The organism is Sediminibacterium sp., from assembly GCF_019264485.1.
In the GTDB taxonomy this organism is placed as follows: Bacteria; Bacteroidota; Bacteroidia; order Chitinophagales; family Chitinophagaceae; genus Sediminibacterium.
Genome location: NZ_JAHVAA010000014.1, coordinates 117,248 through 141,492 on the forward strand (window position 1 = coordinate 117,248; position 24,245 = coordinate 141,492).

A 24,245-nucleotide genomic window follows, 5' to 3' on the forward strand; every position below is an offset into this window, starting at 1 on the left:
TTCTTTATGAAGAAACTTTTCTTCATAATGTTTTTGCTGCTGATTACATTACCAGCTATAGCCCGTCACGTAGCTGGTGGTGAATTGTATTACGAATACCTGGGCACTGGTTCTTCTCCCAATACAAGTAGTTATCGTATTACCCTTCGCCTGTTTCGTGAATGCTCTTCTCCTGGTCCTTTACTCGAAAACGAAAGAGTGAATGTGGGCATATACGACAACAGTGTTCTCGCATATGAATTATCACTACCCATGCAAGGCAGTGTAAGCAGACTGCGTTTAAAAACTGAATTGTTTCAATGTTTGGTTGGAAACCCCGAAGTATGTTATGAAGTAGCTATTTATACCAATGTTATTTCACTTGCCAATAACCAGAATGGTTATGTATTGTCAAGACTGGGTTGTTGCAGGATAGATCGTATTTCCAATCTTGCCACTCCACTCAGTGTTGGCAGTAATTATATTACACGTATTCCCGGAACAGCGTCATTACCTGAAGGACAACACAACAGCAGTCCACAGTTTCGTGTTCGGGATACGGCACTAGTTTGCACCAATAAAAAATTCGTACTCGATTTTGGTGCCACTGATGCCGATAAAGATGAACTTACTTATTCTTTCTGTGAAGGTTTTACTGCTGCGAGTGGCAGTAATAATACTGCAGTACCGCGTTCACTTTCGCTGGAACCACTCTCCTATGCCTCTCCATTTAATGGAAGTCAGCCGCTGGGCGATAAAGTAAGTATTGACCCAATTACAGGAATCATCTCCGGTACGGCTCCGCCAGGTGGACAATATGTAGTAAGTGTATGTATTACTGAATGGCGCAATGGCAATGCCATTGCAGAACACCGTAAAGATTTTATCCTGAAAGTAGATGACTGCGATTTAATTGAAGCTGATCTTCCTGACAAAATCATTAAATGTGATGATAATACGGTGTTATTTCAGAATGGTTCTACTTCATCTGCCATTACTTCTTATGCGTGGGAATTTGGTGTTCCATCTTCGCCCAATAATTTCTCTACACAGGCAACGCCCACATTTGTTTATGCCGACACCGGAAAATACATGGCCCGTTTAACGGTAACAGGACCTGAAGGTTGTATCGGCACAGATAGTACAGAGGTATTGGTATATCCCGGTTTTAACACTGATTTCAACAGTGCCGGTAATTGTTTTCAAAACCCTTACCTTTTTCTCGATGCTACTACCACCGTATATGGCGTTGTCAATAAATGGAAATGGAATTTTGGTGTTGATACTTCTTTAGCAGATACGTCTTCCCTCAAAAACCCTTCTTACAAATATGCACGGGGAGGGATGAGTGTGTTCGTAACACTCGTATCTGAGAGTAGTAAAGGATGTATCGACAGCGCCCGTAAAGCTATTACGATCAGAGATAGACCCCTGATAGCATTACCTTTTAGAGATACTGTTATTTGCAGTGTCGACAGTTTACTGATTCCTGTTAGCGGAGCCGGTACATTTAGCTGGTTACCCAATTCTAATATACTCGCCCCCAATACCAACCGACCGATTGTTTTTCCTAAAGACACTACGAGATATATTGTAACCATGGTGGAAAATGGTTGCGTCAATACAGATACAGTTACCGTAAATGTGGTTGATTTCATTACCGTACAATTAGACCCCGATACCAGTATTTGCCAGACCGATGCCATTGTATTGCGACCGAATACAATTGCCAGTTCTTTTGCCTGGACACCGGCTGCTTCACTCAGCGATCCTGCCAGCAGGAATCCGCTTGCCAGACCATTAACCAATACAACTTATACCGTTACAGGAAACCTTGGAAGATGTCAGGCCACTGACCAGATAACGATTCGGGTAGCACCATATCCCAGGGTAGATATTCTCACAAGAGATACCATTATTTGTTATGGCAGCCGCGTACAATTGAATGGAACTTTTACAGGTACACAATACCGTTGGTCGCCTACAACATCTTTATTCAATACATCATCACTTAATCCACTTGCCGGACCATCACAAAGCACCTTGTACACATTATCGGTAAGAGATACACTTTCCGGTTGTCCGAAAACTGTTACCGACTCTGTTCGCGTCAATGTAATTCCCCTTATACAGGTTAATGCAGGAAGAGATACAACCATTGTTGCAGATCAACCATTACAGTTACAGGCCATTGCTTCATCGGGAAATCAGTACAGATGGTCGCCGGGTTTGGGATTGAGCAGTACCAGCATATTAAACCCCATTGTTCAATTGGGCGATGATGTGGATTCTATCATTTATCGGCTTCGTGTAAGCGATCTCGGTGGTTGTTATGGTGAGGATGATATAAAAGTAAGGATATACAAAGGAAGACCTGATATTCTTGTACCAAACGCATTTACACCCAATGGCGATGGTACAAATGATATTTTCAAACCTATAACCATTGGTATTACCCAACTACAGTATTTCAGGATATATAACCGCTGGGGACAACTCCTCTATACCACGAGTGAACAGGGAGAGGGTTGGGATGGCTCGTTTAAGGGGCTGAAACAGGGGTCGGGAACATATGTTTATATGGTACAGGGTACAGATTTCGCTGGCAAAACTGTGTTTAAGAAAGGAACAGTGGTATTAATCCGTTAACAGTCAACTCATTCTTTGTAACGATCGGAAGCAACGATCCCGGTAAATTGTATGTCAAAACCCATCATCGGTTGATTATTTGACAAACAAAGCAGCAAAATTCTCCCGGTTCTTATCTTGTTCAGGTGTTGTAAACCCGTTAAAAACAGATATTAGCGATTTTGCATGTGAGATGGGTTGTATTTTCACGGCTCAATCAACAAACGTCTAACTGGTATTGCCCGGATCAATTCATGAAGAAATTAGTCATTTTATTATTCATTTGTTTTATTGCAGGCTCTGCTGAAGCTGCTCACCTGAAAGGGGGATGGATTCAATATGAATACCTGGGTCCAGGTCAAAGTGCCAATTCATCACGATATCAAATCACTGTTAGGCAATACCTTGATTTTAATTCAACTTCGGGACAGGTTGATGCATTTGTTGCAATCGGAATATTCAATGGATTAACCAATGCTACAGTACAAACAATAAATGTGAATCTTACGAGCACTGATTTTCCTTCTAAAACAGATTATGATTTATGTCTAAACCCAAGACCACCAAATCCACTTGTCAGATTCAGAATTGATAATTATGTAACAACAGTTGAGCTACCTAATATTAATGGCGGCTATACACTTGCAATACAAAGATGCTGTCGTATTAATGGCATAGCCAACGTAAGTAACTCAGGGTCTGTAGGTGTTACATATACAACCAAAATTGCAGGTATCATCAATGGAGTAGACTATTCAGCGAATAGTAACCCTGTTTTTGTTCAGAGAGATACCGCGCTGATATGTTTCAACGCCCCCTTTACTTTTGACTTTGGTGCCTCAGATGCAGACGGTGACAGCCTTGCATATTCCTTTTGTGACGGTGTAAATACACCTACAACTGAAGCCAAGCCTGTAACACCCAGTAATCCGCCATATCCGAGTGTTCCATATTTTTCCAATTACTCAGGAAACAGTCCGATGGGTCCAACAGTAACTATTAATCGGAACACAGGACTTATCACCGGTATTGCCCCTTCAATCGTAGGTGATTATGTTGTAGCAGTATGCGTTGAAGAATACAGAAATGGTGAATTGATTGGCTCAACACGAAAAGAAATTCATATTACTGTTGGCAACTGTACTTTAGCAGGAGCCAGTCTTAAACCAAACTATATCACGTGCGATGGTTTCACCATGAATTTTCAGAATGAATCTACCAGTTCTAATATCACCGGCTATCTCTGGGATTTTGGTGAAAACAATGCGCCTGTTTCTTCCAGTCCAACTCCTACACATACTTATTCAGATACGGGTACCTATACTTTAAAACTAAAAGTAACGAGCTCAGGTGGTTGTCAGGATTCCACTACTGCACAGGTACGTGTTTATCCGGGTTTTACGCCTGATTTCAATGTACAGGGTACCTGCTATATCAATAGCTATAATTTTATTGATGCCACCACCACCGCATACGGCGTAGTAAATAGCTGGCGTTGGGATCTCGGTGATTTAACAAGTACTGCCGATACCTCTACCAGAAAAGATACTGCCTGGAGATACAGTAGCCCCCAAAGCGTTCAGGTAAGACTGATTACCAGTAACAGCAAGGGCTGTGTAGATACCATTGTAAAGACAGTTACTATTTTAGACCGACCTATTGTTAACCTGGCATTCAGAGATACCTTAATCTGCAGTATCGATACCCTCCGGCTCAATGCCACTGTGGGCAACGGTTCTGTAGCGTGGGTGCCCGACCGATCAGCCAGTATTGCCCGAATGTCGGGCAGCAACACACCCAATCCATTGGTGTACCCTGTTGATACTACAAGGTATGTGGTAACAGTAAATGATAATGGCTGTATCAATACAGATACCGTCACCGTTAACGTACTCGATTTTATTGATGTTGAATTAGGGCTGGATACTTCCATCTGCCGAACCGATCAGTTTACACTAAGCCCGGTAAGTGATGCACTCAGTTATCAATGGACCACTTCTACAGGTGTAACTATTACAGCCAACACAAAATATCCATTGGTACAGCCTTTAACCAATACCATGTATTATGTTACGGCTAACCTGGGCAGGTGTCAGGACAGGGATTCTGTTTTTGTATTGGTAGCACCTTACCCAGAGGCCAGGGTAAATAATGATACCATTATTTGTTTCGGCGACAGGGTTCAATTATCAGGCAGCATTGTAGGTGCCGGTTTTGCCTGGTCGCCCACCAGTTCAATGATCAATGCCAATACCCTGTTTCCGATTGCCGGACCTTCAAGAACCACACAGTATGTGTTAACAGCCATAGATACCATTGGCTGCGACCGTCCTGTTTCCGATACTGTTACTATTATCGTTACGCCTCCTGTAAATGCTTATGCAGGCCGGGATACTTTTGTAGTAGCGGGAAGACCCATACAATTAGCTGCAACGGGCGGCACCAGTTATTTGTGGCGTCCCACAACCGGTTTAGATGACCCAACAACCGATGCGCCTATTGCTACTTTACCTGCAACAGTAGACTCTATTCGCTATATCGCACGTGTAAGTGGAACAGGTGGTTGTTTTGCGGAGGATGATGTGATTGTGCGTGTTTTCAAAAACGGACCAGACCTCTACGTACCTTCTGCATTCACGCCAAACGGTGATGGACGAAATGATGTTATCCGACCTGTTGGTGTAGGTATTGCGCAACTGCAACATTTCAGGGTATTTAACCGCTGGGGACAACTACTGTTTGCTACTTCACAGTTTGGCAAGGGCTGGGACGGCAGTTACAGTGGTGTACAGCAACCTGCAGGCACTTACGTATTCGAAGCCATTGGAACCGATCAGTTAGGTAACCGTATTTATAAGAAAGGAACTTTGGTACTGATAAGGTAGTGAGGTTCGGGGCATAGACTATAGACCATAGTCCATAGTAATAAACAATTAATTCCCTGCTATGGTCTATGGACCATGGACTATTAACTCCCTTATCTTTGCTTCATGAACAATATCATTCTCATCACCGGTGCCAGTTCCGGTTTTGGAAAAGCCATTGCCTACAAATTTGCCGCCGCAGGATGGAACTGCATCATCACGGGCAGAAGAGCTGATCGTTTACATGAAATTGCTGCTGACCTTGAAAAGAACAATCCCATTAAAGTATTACCGCTGGTATTTGATGTACAGGATCGGGTAACAGTAACAAAAACCCTTCAGGCATTACCACAAGAATGGAAAAATATTGATGTACTGGTAAATAATGCCGGGCTTGCATTGGGAAGAGACAGTTTTGAACAGGCAAATCTCGATGACTGGGATACAATGATTGATACCAATGTTAAAGGTTTGATGTATGTAACAAAAGCTGTTTTACCCTTTATGACAGAGCGCAAAAAAGGACATATCATCAATATCGGGTCAACAGCAGGTAAGGAAGTGTATAAAGATGGTAATGCCTATTGTGCCAGCAAACATGCCGTAGATGCCATCAGCAAAGCAATGCGTATTGATCTTTTACCTTACCGTATTAAAGTAACTGCCATTCACCCGGGTGCAGCCGAAACAGAATTTTCTATTGTACGATTCAAAGGTGATGATGCTAAAGCCGATGCTGTTTATGATGGCTATAAAGCACTACAGGCAGCAGATATTGCTGATATCACTTACTATACTGCCACCTTGCCAGAACATGTATGTATCAATGATCTGGTTGTAACCTGTTTATCGCAGGCTAATTCTCTTTACTTACACAAATAATTTTACGATGTTTTCCAGTATCAATCATTTTAAAGAAGTATGGACATCCGAATCTGATGCTACACTACAGTGTCTGAAAATGTTCACAGATGAAAGTTTACAGACTAGTTCATTTGGCGACTATCGCAACATCAAAAGAATAGCGAACCACATTATCGCCTGTGCAGATGGTATTCCATTTGAAGCGGGTCTGCCGGTTGATTTTAAAAAACAGGAATATCATACTGTTCAGGAAATGATTGATGCTTATACGAGTGCTGTCAATCAGGTACAAACAGCCATCAATCAATGGAATGATCAGACTTTACTGGAAGAAACACCCATGTATGGTGAAACCTGGAAAAAGGGTTTTGCCTTATGGGTAACAGTAGTACATCAAATACACCACAGAGGACAACTAACCGTTTTAATGAGAATGGCAGGTCTGAAAGTTCCCGGTATTTATGGTCCTAATGCTGAAGAATGGGAGGCTTATAATTTACCAGCAGCAGATTAAATAATTTGGAAATTTGGAGATGACAGGAGTATGAACTTAGCTCTAAATATAGGCATATGAAGATATAATAAATAGTCTCTTATTAAAACGAATTTCCAAATTTCCAAATTTCCAAATTTCCAAATTCTTTAATTATTTCCTCAACAATCTCCCCCGCAGGTTTAATTTCATGTATCAACGCACTCACCTGTCCTATTTCGAGTTCGCCTTCATTCATATCTCCTTCAAACATTCCTTTTTTGGCGCGGGCACGGCCCAGTATATTTTTTAGCTCTTCTTCTGAAGCACCACGTAATTCAGCTTCTTTAATTTCTTCTGCAAACCTGTTCTTTAACAACCGTACAGGCACTACTTTTTTCATGGCCAATTGTGTATCGCCTTCCTGTGCTTTCACAATTGCTTCCTTAAAAGCCAAATGAGATGAGGCTTCCGGTGTACATACAAAACGACTACCCACCTGAACACCATCGGCACCCAAAACCATTGCTGCGAGCATTTGCCGCCCGGTAGCAATACCACCTGCCGCTATAACAGGAATTGTAACGGCTGCACATACAGCAGGAACAAGTACCATTGTTGTGGTTTCTTCTCTTCCATTATGTCCGCCGGCTTCAAACCCTTCAGCTACCACTGCATCACATCCGGCTTCTTCGGCTTTTTTGGCAAACCTGCTGCTACTCACTACATGCACCACTTTAATACCATTCTCTTTTAAAAAACCAGTCCATGTTTTAGGATTACCTGCACTGGTAAAAACGATGGGTACTTTTTCGTCCACAATAATCTGCATCAACTGTTCAATATCCGCATAAAGTAATGGCACATTTACCCCAAAGGGTTTGTCAGTGGCTGCCTTACATTTTTGAATATGTTCACGTAATACTTCAGGATACATACTTCCCGCTCCCAATAAACCCAATCCGCCTGCATTACTCACAGCACTGGCCAGTCTCCACCCACTTGCCCATATCATGCCGGCTTGAATCAGGGGGTAGCGGATTCCGAATAGAGTTGTGATGCGGTTCATTTAATTTGGAAATTTGTGAATTTGGAAATTTGGAAATGGAGGCATCTGCTGATTTTTAACCTACAAATTAGACAATTTTATTTTCACCCAGCCATGTTAAAACACTGGCATTTTCAAATTTCCAAATTCTCAAATTCTCAAATTACCCAAAATCAATCTCTGTATTATCACCAATATTCAGGCTTCTGCTCAAACCTTTTACGGAAGCGTCGCTGCCGATGAGGGAATTGTCGAGCACTACTTCGTACAAATTGGTATAGGAACCAATGATGCTGTCTCGAACGATAGAGTGTTTGATGGTAGTATTGGCACCAATTGCCACATGCGGACCAATGATTGAATTAGAAATATCGCAGCCAGGAGCAATGCTTACGGGCGGAATAATAATAGTGTCTTTAAATTCATGCTGGCCAATAATATTACCTCCAAATTTTTTGAGTAATGTGGCATTACTTTCCAACAATGTTTCTTTCTTACCGCAGTCGAACCAGTTCTTTACTTTAAAAGACTGGAATTTGGCACCACGCTTAATCATGCAGTCCAATGCATCAGTAAGATTGTATTCGCCATAGGTTTTAATATCCTGCATAAAAATATGGTGCAGACATTCAAACAGAAAATCAGTTTCCTTGATTTTATATAAACCTACCAATGCCATATTACTTTTTGGAATGGATGGTTTCTCTACAACCTGTTCAATAAATCCATCATCTCCAACAGAAGCCACACCAAAATTTCTTGGGTCGTCTACTTTTTTAATACCCAACATACTATACGGGCTGTTCACTACTTCTTTTACATCATACTCACAGATTGTATCACCCAAGGCAACAAACACTTCATCGTTACCTACAATATTTTTTGTGAGTTCTATTGCATGACCTGTACCCTGTCGTTCATTCTGGTACACAAAATGAGCTACCATATCGGGGTAAGTCTGCTTTACATAATCCTGTATTTTTTCTCCCAAATAACCTACAATAAAAATAAATTCATTGATACCTGCTTCTCTTAACTGGTCAACGATATAACTAAGGATCGTTTTTCCTGCAATAGGTATCAGGGCCTTGGGCTGTGTATAAGTATGGGGTCTGAGTTTGGTTCCAGCACCCGCAACAGGTATGATTGCTTTCATGGGAGGTTTATTTTGATGAATCAGGGCACACTGTTCTTTGGTTAATCATGTAAATATGACACTTCATCAAGAGGTCGAAAATAGGAAAATCTGGTCATTGGACAAGTATTGTGGAAATTTAGGCACTTAAAAGTAAGCTTCAAGTCGGAAGCCACAAGCTACATGTTTGACAGGTGTATATGTGCACAACAAACACTTACTCCTTCCCTTTGAAACTTGTAGCTTGTGGCTTGCAGCTTGTACCCTTGTGCTTCTTATATTTGCAACAAATTCCCTTATCATGCAAAGAGATACCCTCGTATTCGATCTTATTAAACAGGAACTTGAACGCCAGCGTCGTGGCATTGAACTGATTGCCTCAGAAAATTTTACCAGTTTACAGGTAATGCAGGCCATGGGGAATGTTATGACCAATAAATATGCCGAGGGTTATCCGGGTCGTCGTTATTATGGTGGATGTGAAATCGTAGACCAGACAGAACAACTGGCAATTGACCGACTTAAAGAAATTTTCAATGTTGAATATGCCAACGTTCAGCCGCATAGTGGTGCGCAGGCCAATGCCGCTTTAATGCTCGCCATTCTTCAGCCAGGTGATGCCATTCTTGGGTTAGACCTGAGCATGGGTGGTCACCTTACACATGGTTCTGCAGTAAATTTCAGCGGTAAATTATACCAGCCACATTTTTATGGCGTAAGAAAAGATGATGGCTTAGTAGATTATGATATGCTGGAAGAAAAAGCAAGAACAGTAAAACCAAAACTCATCATCTGCGGCGCCAGTGCCTATAGCCGCGATTGGGATTATGCACGTATCCGTAAAGTTGCCGATGAAGTAGGCGCATTTGTAATGGCCGATATTGCACATCCTGCCGGTTTAATAGCCAAAGGATTATTATCAAGCCCGTTTGAACATTGTCATTTTGTAACTTCCACCACCCACAAAACATTACGTGGACCAAGAGGGGGTGTGATCATGATGAAGAAAGATTGGGAAAATCCCTTTGGACTGAAAGACGTAAAGGGTAATCTCCGTTTAATGAGTAACCTGATTGATATGGCAGTGTTTCCAGGTACACAGGGTGGTCCGCTGGAACATGTAATTGCAGCAAAAGCCATTGCGTTTGGTGAAATATTAACCGATGAGTTCTTAGTCTACCAGCAACAGGTTCAAAAGAATGCACAAGCCATGGCTAAAGCATTTACCAGCAGGGATTACCAGATCATCAGCGGCGGTACCGATAACCACCTCATGCTCATTGATCTCAGGAATAAAAATATCAGCGGCAAAAAAGCAGAACAGGTATTAGGCCATGCCGATATTACCGCTAATAAAAACATGGTACCTTATGATGATAAAAGTGCTTTTGTAACTTCAGGTGTGCGTTTTGGTGTAGCAGCTATTACCACAAGAGGAATGATGGAGAGTGATATGGAATTTGTAGTAAACGCCATCGATACAACCCTCATGAATGCAGATAATGAAAGCAAACTGAAAGACATAAAAAAACAGGTGAATGAATTCATGAGCCAGTTTGTTTTATATCCTGAAATGAACTGAGGAAACAGAGAAACAGAGGAACAGATAAATAAGGAATGAGAAAGTGAAATTTTAAATTGCATAGTATGATACAACGTGTACAAACATTGTGGTTGTTAGCTGCCAGCATTTGTGGCTTCGCGGCTTTGAAAATGCCATTCTATGTAGGCAGTGTTGGTACCGCACCTGCTGAAGAATTTACGGCCACAACCAATACCCTGCTCATGATTTTAACCGTTGCAGCGGCTATCGTAGCACTGGTCGATATTTTTCTCTATAACAACAGACCTCTGCAATTCAGGATTGGATTGTCTGGACTGGCAGTAAGTATTTTGAATATTGTTCTCTATTTTATATACACTAAAAAATACGATACCGGTGCCATCGCCCTTAGCGCTGTATTCAGTTTTGCAATACCGGCTTTTTTTCTGATGGCTATTCTTGGTATCAGGAAAGATGATAAACTGGTGAAGAGTGTGGATAGATTAAGATAAGACTCGATTGATATCATAAGCCATAGATTCACAGATTAGCGAAATATAATCTGTGAATCTGTGGCTTATTTTTTAAAGAAATTTTGCAGTATAACTTTCTTTTGATTTTTTAATACCTGAAGGAACACCTGCATATACTACCTGCCCACCTGCATCGCCCGCTTCCGGACCCATATCAATTAACCAGTCTGCCGATTTAATTACGTCTGTATTATGTTCAATTACAATCAGCGAATGCCCCTGTTCTATTAAGGCCTGAAAAGAAGCCAGCAATTTTCTGATATCATGAAAATGCAACCCGGTAGTAGGCTCATCAAAGATGAACAACATATGCCCTGCTCCTTTACCCTTTCCTAAAAAACTGGCCAGTTTTACACGTTGCGCCTCGCCACCACTTAGGGTATCACTGCTTTGCCCCAGTTTAATATAACCCAGTCCTACATCATGTAAGGGTTGTATGGCTTGACGGATATTTTTTTCTTCCCCGAAAAATTCAATGGCTTCATCTACACTCATATCGAGTACATTAAAAATACTTTTCCCTTTGTATTGCACTTCCAGTACTTCATCCTTGAATCTTTTCCCATTACATACATCACAGGTAAGATGAACATCGGCCAGAAACTGCATTTCAACCACCTGTTCACCTTCTCCTTTACAGGCATCGCAGCGCCCACCATCTACATTGAATGAAAAATGTTTAGCCTGGAAACCCCGCATTTTTGAGAGTGGTTGTTTTGAATACAAATCGCGGATAGTATCATATGCTTTGATATATGTGATAGGATTACTCCTCGATGATTTACCAATCGGATTCTGATCTACCAGTTCAATCTGTGAAATATAATCGGTATCACCACTGATTTTATTATGTAATCCTACTTTTTCAGCCGGCTCACCCTTCATCTTTTTCAGTGCGGGGTATAAGACTTGTTTTACCAGTGTTGTTTTACCACTACCACTCACCCCACTCACCACACAAAGTGTATTTAGCGGAAATTGAACTGTAATATTTTTCAGGTTGTTATGTGAAGCTCCTTCTACGGTAATATAGCGGTTCCATTTTCTAACAACAGCCGGTACTTCGATCTTTAACGTTCCTGTAAGGTATTTACCGGTAAGGCTTTCAGAATTACGAATAATTTCATCGTAGTTACCTGCTGCTATAACTTCTCCACCCAGGTGTGATGCCAATGGCCCCATATCAATAATATGATCTGCTTCACGCATCATCATTTCATCATGCTCCACCACCACTACCGTATTCCCCAGATCACGCAGCGATTTTAATACAGTAATCAATCTTTCCGTATCTCTCGAATGAAGACCAATTGATGGTTCATCGAGGATATATAATGAGTTGGTAAGATTACTACCAAGGCTTCTTGTTAACTGTATACGCTGACTCTCTCCTCCACTGAGTGAATTGGCGAGACGATTGAGGGTGAGGTACCCCAACCCTACGTCCAGCAAAGTTTGCAGGCGCTGGTGTACCTCGAGTAAAATTCTTTTAGCTATCTGTTTATCATGTTCAGACAATTGCAACTGATCAAACCATTTTTTCAGGTCGCGTACCTGCCACTCGCAGAGTTCGCCGATATGCTTTTCTCCTACTTTTACATATAATGCTTCTTTGCGTAAACGATAACCTTCACAACTGGTACAAGTAGTACGTCCCCTATAACGGCTGAGTAGTACACGGTACTGAACCTTGTATAAATTCTGTTCTACCTCTTTAAAAAAATCATCAATACCGTGGGCTCCACCCATTCCTTTCCATAACTGCTGGTACTGTTCTTTGGTTAACTCAGCAACCGGTTTATGAATAGGAAAACCAGATTTACCGGCAGCTTTTACGAACTGGTCTTTCCACCAGCCCAGTTTCTCTCCTTTCCATGGTGCCACTGCGCCCTCATATACGCTAAGCCTTCTGTCTGGAATAACCAAATCGCTGTCGATACCCAATACCTGACTAAATCCTTCACAAACTGGGCAGGCACCATATGGATTATTAAATGAAAACAGATTAGGTACAGGTTCTTCAAACACAATACCATCGAGTTCAAAACGATTGCTGAAATGAATAAGTTCTGTACCATTTACTTCCAGGTACATTTCTCCCTCACCTTCATAAAATGCAGTATTAACAGAATCAGATAAGCGATGTAAATCCTCTTCTTCAAACTCTTTGGTAACCAATCGGTCTACCAATACATATACAGGATTGGCTAAAGCTGCTTTTGCTTTTTTTGAAGGGGCTATTTTCTGTTGGAGCTCCTTATCATTTAATTCCAATAATTCTTCAATACGCAATATCTCTCCTTCGCCTCCTGTCTTGCTCCATATTCTGGAAAATCCTTTCTGCATCAGGATACTCAGTTCTTCTTTTGTATCGCGGTTGGCATGTTGCTTAAAAGGCACTAATACCAAGACTTTCGAACCTGCGGGCATTTTTTTCACAGCAGCTACCACATCGGTTACATCATCTTTCTTTACTTCTTTTCCGCTGATGGGCGATATGGTTTTACCTGCACGCGCAAACAGTAGACGGAGATAATCATAAATTTCTGTCATGCTCCCCACTGTACTTCTCGGAGTACGAGTAATTACTTTTTGTTCGATGGCGATGGCGGGGCATAGGCCTTTAATATAGTCAACATCGGGTTTTACCATCCGGGCCATGAACTGACGGGCATAAGCACTCAGGCTTTCTGCATAACGTCGCTGGCCTTCTGCAAAAAGCGTATCTATGGTTAATGATGATTTACCACTACCAGAAACACCGGTTACTACAATCAGTTTATTTCTCGGAAAAGCAACTGTAACATTCTTGAGGTTGTGCATCCGGGCACCTTTCACCAGAATATCATCCATTCCTTCCTGGTCGTTGATCTTTAGTCCGGCCGCTTTCGTCTTTGTTGCCATAAGTGCAGCAATTTAAACACAATAGGTTAATTTGAAAATTTGAGAATGTGCTAATTTGAAAATTAGATGTTGTACCCCAGGCAGGTGGCCTCTCTACGGGGACTAATTTAACCTAACCGGTAGTGTGCGGTTTCTTTGGTATGCCCTTTATTTTCAAATTAGCACATTCTCAAATTTTCAAATTCCTAACTCCTGGCATAAAACAGATGTAAAAAATGTGAATAACCATTCGCTTGAAAAACAATGTATCCACAAAAGAAAACCGGGTATGAAAGATGCATAATTTAACATAACTGTTTTATCATCCGGGTAATCGTATCGGGGTGTAAGGGGGTTTTTAATATCCAATATCCTGTTTTTAGTCGCCCAAAAGCCTTAACCATGAAAACATTAGACCACGCGTCTGATATTGATTTGATTCGTTCCTTTCAGGATGGAGATGCTGATTCCTTTGAGGTATTGGTAAACCGTTATAAGGATAAGATATTCTCTTCCATTCTTTTCTTTGTAAAGGACAGCTATCTGGCTGAGGACCTGTTTCAGGATGTATTCATCAAGATCATCGATACGCTCAAAAACAAACGTTATACGGAGGAGGGCAAATTTCTTCCATGGGCACTTCGTATTGCCCATAACCTTTGTGTTGACTATTTCCGTAAAGTAAAGAGAGCCCCGGCCATTAAAACCAGCGATAACCAGGATATTTTTGAAGTAATCCAGATTGCTGATGAGGGTCCGGAAGCCAAACTCATGCGGGCCCAAAGTCATGACAGGGTTCGCCGGATGCTGGACCTTTTACCAGAAGAGCAAAGAGAAATTATTGTACTGAGGCATTATGCCAACCTGAGTTTTAAGGAAATTGCACAGATCACCAATTGCAGTATCAATACTGCGCTGGGAAGAATGCGTTATGGTTTAATAAACCTCAGGAAGATGATGACAGAGAAGCAGATTGTACTCTAAGCATTTATTTGCCAAAAGCTGCTCTACCGCATTTCAGCCATTCTACATACTTTGATGCATCGGGCGTATAACCAACCGGGTGGTTCAACAAGCGTTCTGTTGTATCCATAATTACATATAATGGTTGTGTTACCTGGTTAAAATTCTCTGCCTGAAAAGTGGCCCATTTATCACCAACAGTTATTAATTGTTTTTGCTTACCCTCGGCTGTGGTATAGGTAAACCTTTGCTCAATGGGCAGTTTCTCCCTGTCGTCTACATATAATGAAACAAGGATAAAGTTTTCTCTGATATAATTATATACTTCAGGTTGTGCCCACACATTCTCTTCCATCTTTCTGCAGTTTACACAGGCCCAGCCGGTAAAGTCTATCAATAATGGCTTATTCTGCTCTTTTGCCATTTGTAATGCCTGCTCATAATCATTGATTACATTGGGTTCAAGGCCTTTCCCATGTACGTTCTGCTTACCATAAATACTGTAACTCAGGGGCGGAGGAAAACCACTTAGTAATTTGAGGTTGGCATATTTGGTAGAAGTTAAACCCGGAACAAGGTAGAGGGTAAACAGTAAAGCAATCAAGCCAGCTATTTTTCTACCCATACTAATCTTCATACCCTTATAATCGTGTGGTAATCTTAGTATACCAAAAAGGTAGAGGGTAAGACCCAACCCTGTTAATACCCAGATACCAATAAACACTTCCCTTTTAAGGATACCCCAGTGCATTACGAGATCTGCATTGGATAAAAACTTAAACGCCAGTGCCACTTCCACAAAAGCCAGTACTTTTTTAACGGTATCTAACCAGCCGCCCGATTTTGGTAATGAAGCCAGCCAGTTAGGAAACATGGCAAACAATGCAAAAGGCAATGCCAATGCCAAACCAAAACCTGCCAAACCCGAAGTCAGTTGCCAGGCCCCGCCACTCAATGAGCCTACCAGTAAAGATCCAAGAATAGGACCGGTACAGGAGAAAGAAACAATGGCAAGTGTAACGGCCATGAAAAAGATACCGCCGATACTACCCAGCCCGCTTTTCGAATCTGCTTTGCTGGCAATATTGGAAGGTAAAGTCAGCTCAAAAAAGCCAAAGAATGAAATGGCGAATACAATAAAAATGAGGAAGAAAATAATATTCAGCCAGGAATTGGTAGAGATGCTGTTAAAAATTTCAGGTTGCACATTTCCCAGTAAATGAAAGGGAACACTTGCGAGTACATATATCAGCAAAATAAAAAAGCCATACAGTACACCATTTTTTATGGCCTGTCTTTTATTCGATGCCTTTTTAGTGAAGAAAGAAACCGTAACCGGTATCATAGGAAACACACATGGCGTAAGCAGGGCAATCAATCCACCTAAAAATCCCAATAAAAAAATAGACAATGCTCCGTTATCGGCAATGGGGCCGCTGGTTGCACCACAATCGTTAACAGGGCTGGCAAGGTTAATAGTTGGAATTTTAATTCGCGCAGCAGATTCAGTTACAGCTTTACCTCCTTCGAGCGAAACTTCAAGTGATGATTCTTCTGTTTTAAACTCGTCGGCTTTCCGGATGCTTGAGCTTATGATGAAAGGCAGTTTTTCCGGCACAAAACCATCGATAGAGACCCGCTGTATCACTGTTATATTAGCCGTAAAAACCGATAATGACTTTCCATCGAAAATGGGATCAACAACCAGCACTGCCTTCTGTTCTGTAGTTGGCGCACCCGTTAATTTAATATTTTCATTACTGAAACTGAATTTCAGTGATTCAAGTCCTTCAACAGAAGGGTTGAGTCCATATAATACCCAACCTGTGGGTATAGTAGTTTTGGCAGCAATATCATATACGCCTTCACTTACTTTTTTTGATGAAACCTGCCATTGCAACATATTCGCTTCCTGCGAAAAACCCATACCTGCTGCAACAAACAGCATCACCAAAAAAAATGCGATTTTTTTCATCCGTATGAAAGGGGATTATTGAAGTTTGATATCAAATGATTTTTTTGCCGGTGGCAAACATTGTGTGTCGTCACAAACCATGTATTCGATGGTGCCTGTAATATTTGTTTTGGCCTTCCCTTTCAGTTTAACTGTTTGCACATATTGAACTTTATTGGAGAGGTATAATACATCGGTCTGAAATATCTCATCATATATCTTCTCTACCTTTCCTACTTCTTTTACGGCACCCGTAATATTCAGTAAAGGGTTTGCTTTAAAACTCACTTTGGTAGGAATAGGACCACCCTTACCTGTTTTCTGTGAATAGATATGCCATTTACCCTGTATATTGGCGGAGAGCACTACTTCATAAGTATCTGCTGTTTTTTTCTTCGCCTCAAAAGTCCAGCTTACCGGATCTTTGATTTGCGCTGTAACAGCTCCTGCAAGAATTGTAAATAAAACTGTGTAAATAAACTTTTTCATATTCCTTATCAATAATGACTGTGATTATTTAAAAACCTTACAAATTAATTCAGACCCAGTATTTCAAATACTTTTTTACCATCGAGGTTCATCAGCGCAGTAGATGTAGCTCTTTCAGGATGTGGCATCATTCCAAACACATTATTACCTGCATTACGGATACCCGCAATATTTCTTATAGCACCATTCGGATTGTATGCCGGATCAATTTTTCCATTTTCATCACAATAACGGAAAATCACCTGTCCATTGGCCTCCACTGCATCGAGGGTGGCATCATCTGCATGAAATCTTCCTTCCCCATGGGCAATCGGTATTTTAAGGGCATCGCCGTTATCATTTTTTATAAAAACATTCTTACAGATAAATTGTTGGTTGGCATTCTGTAATAAAACGCCGGGTAAAAGACCGCTTTCACATAATATCTGGAAACCATTACATACACCTAATACTTTACCACCTTTATTCGCAAATTCAATCACACTCTGCATCATCGGGCTGAAACGGGCAATGGCTCCGCAACGCAGGTAATCTCCATAAGAAAAACCACCGGGAAGGATTATACAATCGTCGGTAGTAAACATACTCAGGTCTTTGTCTTTATGCCAGAGCATGATCACTTCTTTACCCAGGTCATTCTGTAATGAATCCTGCATATCCCTGTCGCAATTAGATCCCGGGAAAACAACAACGCCGAATTTCATGGAGTTTTATTTATAAGTTTTGATGAATTACTTAGTTATGACTAAGCAAATAAACACAATTTTTTGAAAACACTGCATTTGATACATCAAAGGTAAGCCTGCATGCGTTAATGGTGGCCTAATTTTTCAACAGGTGCCAGTTGTTCATGGCTATCACGGCAAGGGCCAGGATAAATAATAAATTGGGCAATCCCAGGTTTCGCGGATTAGCAAAAGCATTGGTAGCAAAGGCACTGATGGGTATTAGTACGAGTAAACCGGATTCTAGTCCACCCAGTTGAAAAATAAAGGGTACGGGTAAAAGTGTGAGTAATAAAACCATCATTACTCCCCAGTTTTTTCTGATTTGTATCACCATACGGCCAATACTAACCTGCCAGAAGAAAAGTCCGAATAATAACATCAATGCCAGATACCCCAAACCCCATAAAAGTATTTTATCATTAGAACCAGCGGGCAGTCCCAGGTAAAAATCGGGTAACATGGATGCAATAGCAGGTAACCGGTCGCTGAGGTATAAAGCCGAAAGCACAAAATAATATGGTAACACAACCCCGATCAACAATACCAGCCATTCTGCCAGCCGGAAAGGTCTTACAACTGCCAGTGCAAATAATACCACGCCGATAAGTATGGCCATGGGATGGTAACAGATTACCGATAAACCCGCAATCAGACCGGTATTGAATAATAATGTTTTCGGACTTGGGTGGTTATACAAACGGCTCAGTTTAATGAATATCCAGATCACCAGCGAATTGGTAACCAGAGCCGGAGAAATGGCACACCATTGAGGCAGCATGGCCGTTAACAATACATAAGTCATGGCCGGAACAAATGTAGCCGATGGATACATCCTTAACTCATTCATAGCCATATTGAGTCTGATGGCCTGCACCAGTACTAATGCATGGTATAAAAGAAAACGAACGCTGGCAGGAAGTGAAAGGATATACCTGTCGAGAATAAGCGATAATAAACCATCATTACTACCACTATTGGTATCGATGAGCGGTGCTTCCATAAAAAAATGAAAATGCACAGTTATACTCAATACCGCTAAAAAGAAAACATTAATGAATGACTTATCGCGAAATAAAAAAACCACGTTTTAAGATAAATGGGTTAATAATCAATTTTTGCAAAACAGGTATAACCACGGTACTGACATGGAATGATCAACTGTCTTGCACCTACCTGCTTTGCATGACGTGGCATAAAACTATAACCCCTGTCAAGGTTTTTAAAGGTTGGATTCCGGTTGATCTGTCCATTAGGTGCAATACTCTGGTCAGATAATACATTGTCTCTTTTTTCCTGCACATTAAACAGAAAATGTAATCGGTCGCCAGCATTCAGCATGCCAAAACCAATGAAATTATCTGTATTATCGTCATACTGCGTCTTGCGAATTACATTACTCCATTCCATCTTTCCCTGTGGGTCAAATGAAATAACAGTAACATTATCGGCATAATAACGGGTTAAATTCGTATTGAATGAAGAGGAGCGCCACCATGGATAATAACCAAGTGGACTGTTCCATGAATAATAATCAAGCTGCGACCAATAGGGTGAACCATATAAATAATCCCAGCGGCTGAGCGTATTACCACGCGTGCTGCTATAAGCCGATTCTGAAATCACAATAAAGCCCCCATCTTTACGCAGAATAATATTCTTCAGGAAAAAATCATTGAAGGCAGATTTTATGTTGCCATCTCCCTTGGCGTCGGTTCTGAATTCGTCGTTGAAGGCTGTAGTAGTATTCAGCATTTCTTTTTGGGTATCCTTATCCCACAGATAATAATATAAGCCGTCTATATTTCCTCTCCGTAGTTTACTGAAATAAGAGGTAATGATATAATGCCTGTTGAGGTTATCTGCTTTAATCCTGATATCATCCAGGTAGATCCCTTTAATCGACAGGTCTGAGAACCGGATATTATCCTCACCGGCCTTTTTGGTTACCAGCGTTACCTTATTGATATTATCGTTTTGTGAAGTACCTGATGCCCTGATACAGGCGAGATCTCCGTCATTGTCGATGATGAATTCAGACAGGAAATCGTTACGCTGGGGCATATCAACACCTACACGACTTTTCTTTAGCAGGTTTAGTTCTTTGTCGAAAAGTAAAGTGGTGAGCACATGCATCTTCTCATTCTGGCTGCTGATCTTAAAGACCATGATCTTTTGTTTATCATCGCTGAATAGCACCGAATAGACCTTACTGGAAGATGAATTGATGTTATTGGTGGTGTCCAGTTGAATGGGGTCGCCGATTTTGTTACCATTGGCATCGAGTTTTACCACCATGGCATATAACACATTTCTGCGTTGGTATTGATAAAACATATAGGCAAAATCGGGATAGAGTTGAAAATCGGTACTCAGCATCCTTTCAGGGAGGTAATTGAGTTTCTGCTTTTGCACCATTTTCATGCTGTTGTCGAAAACACAGATAAAATTCAGGTCACGGTAATTTTTATAGACCAGGATCTTGCCGCTGATCTTTCCAATGACCTCAAAACCCATAGCACGGGCGTCTTCCCTGTCGGGTTCAGAATAGGTAATTTGCTGGGCCTGACCATTTGCTATGACCACCAGAGATATCCAGACAAGCAATAAGCATAACTTTTTCATCCCCAACCGTATTTAATGTATTTCAAAAGTAAGGTTTAAGTGGATAGGAACCGGGGGAACAACACTAAAACCATTCCGCCCGATCGGCTCTTTAGCCTTTCAACAGTAAAAACCCGGTATCGGTGAATACTGTTGCCTCACATAGGTGAAATAAATCTTAATTTCTAAGTAAGAATAGTGTTTATACTTCCTTGTTTTTTCCTATACATTTGTTAAAGATTTCGGCACAAAGGCCGGGTCTGTCTGGCGTGAGCAAGAATTTAAACAAGGTAACTTCTGCAGGACTCATCATTGCATTAGGAATTATTTACGGAGATATCGGTACTTCCCCTCTCTATGTACTTAATGAAATCATTCATGGTAAAGTCATTAATGAGCAATTAATACTGGGCTCCCTGTCTTGTGTAATATGGACCCTGACCCTTCAAACCACTTTTAAGTACGTAATTCTTACACTAAAAGCAGATAACAAGGGTGAAGGTGGTATTTTCAGTTTGTATGCACTGGTGAGGAGACGAAAAAAATGGCTGGTAGTACCCGCAATGATTGGAGGCGCTGCATTACTGGCCGATGGTATTATTACACCCCCCATCTCTATTACATCAGCTATTGAGGGCTTAAAACAAATACCCTCATTCAGTCATATTCAAACCAGCACCATTGTTGGTATTGTGATTGCCATTATTTCGCTGATATTTTTCATGCAGCAATTTGGTACTGCTTCTATCGGCAGACTTTTTGGTCCAATCATGTTTGTATGGTTTACCATGCTGGCTGTACTGGGTTCCATTCATTTACTCGATGATATTGCCATCTTCAAAGCATTTAACCCCTATTATGCGGTTGACCTGCTGACCAATTACCCCAAAGGTTTCTGGTTACTGGGTGCAGTTTTTCTTTGTACCACTGGTGCTGAAGCTTTGTACAGCGACCTCGGGCATTGTGGTAAAGGCAATATCCGTATCTCATGGGTATTTGTAAAAATCTGTCTGATACTGAATTATCTCGGTCAGGGAGCATGGTTACTCGCCAACTATGAGGGTGGTGCTATTCCTGAAAATTTAATTGCGGGCGGATTCAACCCTTTTATTGGCATTATGCCACACTGGTTTAAACTCGCGGGTATTATTATTGCCACTACTGCAGCCATTATTGCAAGCCAGGCATTGATTTCAGGGTCTTTCACACTCATTAGTGAAGCCATGCGACTGAACCTGTGGCCGAAAATGAAAATTCATTACCCTACTGAAGAAAAAGGTCAATTATACATTCCGGGTATCAGCCTCTTATTATTTGTTGGTTGCGTAGCCATTGTACTGTACTTCCAGAAATCTGCTAATATGGGTGCGGCTTATGGACTGGCCATTACCATGTGTATGATCAGTACTTCTATCCTCTTTGCTAATTTCCTCGTGAGCAGGAGAATTCTGCCGGCATGGATTTACCTCTATTTACTTGTTTACCTGGCCATAGAAATTTCATTCCTCGTAGCCAATCTGGAAAAATTCATGAATGGCGGTTATGTAACGTTGATCGTAGGGGGTGGTTTATTTGCCGTAATGTATGTATGGTTCCGCAGTCGTAAAATCAAGAACAGGTATGTAGAGTTTGTACGGATGGAACATTATATACCCATGATCCAGGAATTGAGCAACGATAAAACCATCCCTAAATACGCTACGCACCTCGTATATATGACGAGTGCAAACAACCCCAAAGAAATTGAGCATAAGATTATTTATTCCATCCTCAATAAAAAACCAAAGCGAGCAGATATCTATTGGTTTGTGCATGTAGATGTACTGGATGATCCTTATACCTGTGAATTCTCGGTAGAACATATTATTCCCAACGATATTATACGTGTTGAGTTCAGGCTTGGTTTCCGTGTGGAGCAACGCATCAATCTTATGTTCCGTAAAGTAGTAGAAGAGTTAGTGAATAACAAGGAAGTAAATATCACGAGCCGTTATGAAAGTCTGGAGAAAAACAATGTAGTAGGCGATTTCCAGTTTATTGTACTGGAAAAATACCTGAGCCAGGATAATGAACTTCCTTTCTTCGAACGCATTGTGATGAAACTGTATTTCTGGCTCAAAGAAATCAGTCTGGGTGAAGAAAGAGGTTTTGGTCTTGACCCCAGCAATGTTACAGTAGAGAAATTTCCGTTGATTGTTGCGCCGGTTTCAAGACTCAATTTGAAACGGGTATATTATGAAGGAAGTGAATTAGAATGACCCATATTTCACCTGAAGATCTAAAAGTATTATTGGAAAAAGAAGAAGTTTTCTTGCTCGACGTGAGAGAACCCGATGAACATGCCGATTATAATATTGGTGGCATCCTTATTCCTTTAAGTGAAATACTGCTTCAATACCAACAGGTTCCCGCCAACCGAACAGTGGTAGTGTACTGCAAAAAAGGTATCCGCAGCCAGATTGCCATACAAAGACTGCAAGAAAAATTTGGTTTCTCCAACCTCGTTAACCTCAGAGGAGGCATGGACGCGTGGAAGAAGGAGGATATTTGATTTTTGTGAAGTTTGATTCTGTAATTTTCTCCGACTCAAATCAAAAAATCAAAGATCATAAAATCAAACTTCAATAACTGTTGTTTTTTTCGGAACTTACAGCAAACACTGCTGTTTGATTATTGTTTATACGATAGGTGGTATACTCTTATTATCGGTACTGGCCTACCTGGTGCAGGAAAAACTGATATTCAAACCGGAGAAGCTTAAACAGGATTTCCTTTTTGAGTATGATATTCCTTTCGAAGAATTATTCTTTCAACCCGCCCCCGGGGTACGTATCAACGGTCTTCATTTTTACCGTAACCAACCAAAAGGTTTACTTCTTTATTTACATGGTAATACAAGAAGTATTAAGGGCTGGGCAAAATATGCCAAAGATTTTTACCGTTATGATTATGATGTGGTATTGGTTGATTACAGGGGATTTGGAAAGAGTACAGGCAAACGAACTGAAAAAGATATGCTGAATGATATGCAGCATGTGTATGATAAACTCTGCGAAAAATACCAGCAGCATCATATCCTTGTTTATGGAAGAAGCATGGGTAGTGGCTTTGCAGCCAAACTGGCATCCGATAACCAGCCACGTTACCTGATTCTAGATGCACCATACTATAGCTTTAAAAAAGTAGTGGAAAGATTCCTTCCAATACTCCCCATCAAATACGTACTACGTTTTCATTTACGTACAGATAAATGGATACAGAAAGTAAACTGTCATACATATATTATTCATGGAACAAAAGACAGGCTCATCCCTATTCAGCACAGCGAAAAATTACAGAGATTCAACCCGCATAAAATTACACTCATCCGTATTCATGGTGGCGGACATAATAACCTGCCCAGTTTTTCGGAATACCATAATTTTGTGAGAGACATTTTGAAGTATTGAGAGATGGCGGATATCAGATATCTGATGTCAGATGTCTGATATAGGATATGGAGTAGGGTTGAAGGAATATATTAACTTACAAAACCAAAACATACCTAACATCTGCCATCAG

General features: G+C 41.0%; 18 protein-coding genes. 10 read left to right on the forward strand and 8 right to left on the reverse strand.

Features of this window, described 5'->3' with window-relative positions; genetic code table 11:
• Window positions 1–27 precede the first annotated feature (27 nt).
• The 4 genes from KXJ59_RS11975 (at window position 28) to KXJ59_RS11990 (ending at window position 6,849) form a co-directional block, all read left to right on the forward strand.
• Window positions 28–2,628 carry a gliding motility-associated C-terminal domain-containing protein gene (locus KXJ59_RS11975; protein ID WP_295204895.1) on the forward strand — a complete coding sequence of 867 codons (2,601 nt, stop codon included), beginning with the start codon at window positions 28–30 and terminating at the stop codon, window positions 2,626–2,628.
• Between the two features lie 233 nt (window positions 2,629–2,861).
• Window positions 2,862–5,492: a PKD domain-containing protein gene (locus tag KXJ59_RS11980; RefSeq protein ID WP_295204896.1), complete on the forward strand. Its 2,631-nt coding sequence runs from the start codon at window positions 2,862–2,864 to the stop codon at window positions 5,490–5,492.
• A gap of 105 nt (window positions 5,493–5,597) precedes the next feature.
• On the forward strand, window positions 5,598–6,353 hold the full coding sequence (locus KXJ59_RS11985; RefSeq protein ID WP_295204897.1) for an SDR family NAD(P)-dependent oxidoreductase: 756 nt from the start codon (window positions 5,598–5,600) through the stop codon (window positions 6,351–6,353).
• Between the two features lie 7 nt (window positions 6,354–6,360).
• A complete protein-coding gene (locus KXJ59_RS11990; RefSeq protein ID WP_295204899.1) occupies window positions 6,361–6,849 on the forward strand; it encodes a DinB family protein in 489 nt (162 codons plus the stop codon).
• Window positions 6,850–6,931: 82 nt separating this feature from the next.
• Here KXJ59_RS11990 and KXJ59_RS11995 read toward each other — a convergent pair whose 3' ends face one another.
• Entirely contained in the window at window positions 6,932–7,876 is a 945-nt protein-coding gene (locus KXJ59_RS11995; protein ID WP_295204901.1) for a nitronate monooxygenase, read from the reverse strand.
• A 142-nt stretch (window positions 7,877–8,018) separates the two neighbouring features.
• Window positions 8,019–9,011 (reverse strand): sugar phosphate nucleotidyltransferase, encoded by a 993-nt coding sequence (locus KXJ59_RS12000; protein ID WP_295204903.1) that lies wholly within the window; start codon window positions 9,009–9,011, stop codon window positions 8,019–8,021.
• Between the two features lie 280 nt (window positions 9,012–9,291).
• Between KXJ59_RS12000 and glyA the strand changes: the two genes are divergently transcribed.
• Window positions 9,292–10,572 carry a serine hydroxymethyltransferase gene (glyA, locus tag KXJ59_RS12005; protein ID WP_295204905.1) on the forward strand — a complete coding sequence of 427 codons (1,281 nt, stop codon included), beginning with the start codon at window positions 9,292–9,294 and terminating at the stop codon, window positions 10,570–10,572.
• A gap of 65 nt (window positions 10,573–10,637) precedes the next feature.
• Window positions 10,638–11,045 carry a DUF4293 domain-containing protein gene (locus KXJ59_RS12010; protein ID WP_295204907.1) on the forward strand — a complete coding sequence of 136 codons (408 nt, stop codon included), beginning with the start codon at window positions 10,638–10,640 and terminating at the stop codon, window positions 11,043–11,045.
• A gap of 72 nt (window positions 11,046–11,117) precedes the next feature.
• Here the strand turns inward: KXJ59_RS12010 and uvrA are convergent, their stop codons facing one another.
• Window positions 11,118–13,970, reverse strand: coding sequence for an excinuclease ABC subunit UvrA (gene uvrA / locus KXJ59_RS12015; protein ID WP_295204908.1), 2,853 nt, complete (start codon window positions 13,968–13,970; stop codon window positions 11,118–11,120).
• A gap of 381 nt (window positions 13,971–14,351) precedes the next feature.
• On the opposite strand from uvrA, the gene KXJ59_RS12020 reads away from it, so the two are divergent.
• Window positions 14,352–14,933, forward strand: coding sequence for a sigma-70 family RNA polymerase sigma factor (locus KXJ59_RS12020; RefSeq protein WP_295204910.1), 582 nt, complete (start codon window positions 14,352–14,354; stop codon window positions 14,931–14,933).
• Window positions 14,934–14,937: 4 nt separating this feature from the next.
• Here the strand turns inward: KXJ59_RS12020 and KXJ59_RS12025 are convergent, their stop codons facing one another.
• From KXJ59_RS12025 to KXJ59_RS12045, 5 genes are all read right to left on the reverse strand, one after another.
• Complete coding sequence (locus tag KXJ59_RS12025; RefSeq protein ID WP_295204912.1) at window positions 14,938–16,887, reverse strand: thioredoxin family protein; 1,950 nt, start codon at window positions 16,885–16,887, stop codon at window positions 14,938–14,940.
• 15 nt (window positions 16,888–16,902) lie between these two features.
• On the reverse strand, window positions 16,903–17,355 hold the full coding sequence (locus KXJ59_RS12030; RefSeq protein ID WP_295204913.1) for a protein-disulfide reductase DsbD domain-containing protein: 453 nt from the start codon (window positions 17,353–17,355) through the stop codon (window positions 16,903–16,905).
• Between the two features lie 44 nt (window positions 17,356–17,399).
• Window positions 17,400–18,059, reverse strand: coding sequence for a phosphoribosylformylglycinamidine synthase subunit PurQ (gene purQ, locus KXJ59_RS12035; RefSeq protein WP_295204914.1), 660 nt, complete (start codon window positions 18,057–18,059; stop codon window positions 17,400–17,402).
• Window positions 18,060–18,177: 118 nt separating this feature from the next.
• Complete coding sequence (locus KXJ59_RS12040) at window positions 18,178–19,167, reverse strand: hypothetical protein (protein ID WP_295204916.1); 990 nt, start codon at window positions 19,165–19,167, stop codon at window positions 18,178–18,180.
• 17 nt (window positions 19,168–19,184) lie between these two features.
• Window positions 19,185–20,705: a hypothetical protein gene (locus KXJ59_RS12045; RefSeq protein WP_295204917.1), complete on the reverse strand. Its 1,521-nt coding sequence runs from the start codon at window positions 20,703–20,705 to the stop codon at window positions 19,185–19,187.
• Window positions 20,706–20,953: 248 nt separating this feature from the next.
• Between KXJ59_RS12045 and KXJ59_RS12050 the strand changes: the two genes are divergently transcribed.
• The 3 genes from KXJ59_RS12050 to KXJ59_RS12060 all read left to right on the forward strand — a co-directional run bounded on the left by KXJ59_RS12050 (window position 20,954) and on the right by KXJ59_RS12060 (window position 24,133).
• Window positions 20,954–22,942 carry a KUP/HAK/KT family potassium transporter gene (locus KXJ59_RS12050; protein ID WP_295204919.1) on the forward strand — a complete coding sequence of 663 codons (1,989 nt, stop codon included), beginning with the start codon at window positions 20,954–20,956 and terminating at the stop codon, window positions 22,940–22,942.
• Window positions 22,939–23,235, forward strand: coding sequence for a rhodanese-like domain-containing protein (locus KXJ59_RS12055; RefSeq protein ID WP_295204920.1), 297 nt, complete (start codon window positions 22,939–22,941; stop codon window positions 23,233–23,235). The genes KXJ59_RS12050 and KXJ59_RS12055 overlap by 4 nt, the downstream gene beginning before the upstream one ends.
• Window positions 23,236–23,350: 115 nt before the next feature.
• Entirely contained in the window at window positions 23,351–24,133 is a 783-nt protein-coding gene (locus KXJ59_RS12060; RefSeq protein WP_295204921.1) for an alpha/beta fold hydrolase, read from the forward strand.
• Window positions 24,134–24,245: the final 112 nt, after the last annotated feature.

Coding starts and splice junctions, on each gene's coding strand:
- KXJ59_RS11980 (WP_295204896.1), top strand. CDS start 2,862: ATGAAGAAATTAGTCATTTTATTATTCATTTGTTTTATTGCAGGCTCT.
- KXJ59_RS11975 (WP_295204895.1), top strand. CDS start 28: ATGTTTTTGCTGCTGATTACATTACCAGCTATAGCCCGTCACGTAGCT.
- KXJ59_RS12055 (WP_295204920.1), top strand. CDS start 22,939: ATGACCCATATTTCACCTGAAGATCTAAAAGTATTATTGGAAAAAGAA.
- KXJ59_RS11990 (WP_295204899.1), top strand. CDS start 6,361: ATGTTTTCCAGTATCAATCATTTTAAAGAAGTATGGACATCCGAATCT.
- uvrA (WP_295204908.1), bottom strand. CDS start 13,970: ATGGCAACAAAGACGAAAGCGGCCGGACTAAAGATCAACGACCAGGAA.
- glyA (WP_295204905.1), top strand. CDS start 9,292: ATGCAAAGAGATACCCTCGTATTCGATCTTATTAAACAGGAACTTGAA.
- KXJ59_RS12045 (WP_295204917.1), bottom strand. CDS start 20,705: ATGAAAAAGTTATGCTTATTGCTTGTCTGGATATCTCTGGTGGTCATA.
- KXJ59_RS11985 (WP_295204897.1), top strand. CDS start 5,598: ATGAACAATATCATTCTCATCACCGGTGCCAGTTCCGGTTTTGGAAAA.
- KXJ59_RS11995 (WP_295204901.1), bottom strand. CDS start 7,876: ATGAACCGCATCACAACTCTATTCGGAATCCGCTACCCCCTGATTCAA.
- KXJ59_RS12030 (WP_295204913.1), bottom strand. CDS start 17,355: ATGAAAAAGTTTATTTACACAGTTTTATTTACAATTCTTGCAGGAGCT.
- purQ (WP_295204914.1), bottom strand. CDS start 18,059: ATGAAATTCGGCGTTGTTGTTTTCCCGGGATCTAATTGCGACAGGGAT.
- KXJ59_RS12025 (WP_295204912.1), bottom strand. CDS start 16,887: ATGAAAAAAATCGCATTTTTTTTGGTGATGCTGTTTGTTGCAGCAGGT.
- KXJ59_RS12020 (WP_295204910.1), top strand. CDS start 14,352: ATGAAAACATTAGACCACGCGTCTGATATTGATTTGATTCGTTCCTTT.
- KXJ59_RS12010 (WP_295204907.1), top strand. CDS start 10,638: ATGATACAACGTGTACAAACATTGTGGTTGTTAGCTGCCAGCATTTGT.
- KXJ59_RS12000 (WP_295204903.1), bottom strand. CDS start 9,011: ATGAAAGCAATCATACCTGTTGCGGGTGCTGGAACCAAACTCAGACCC.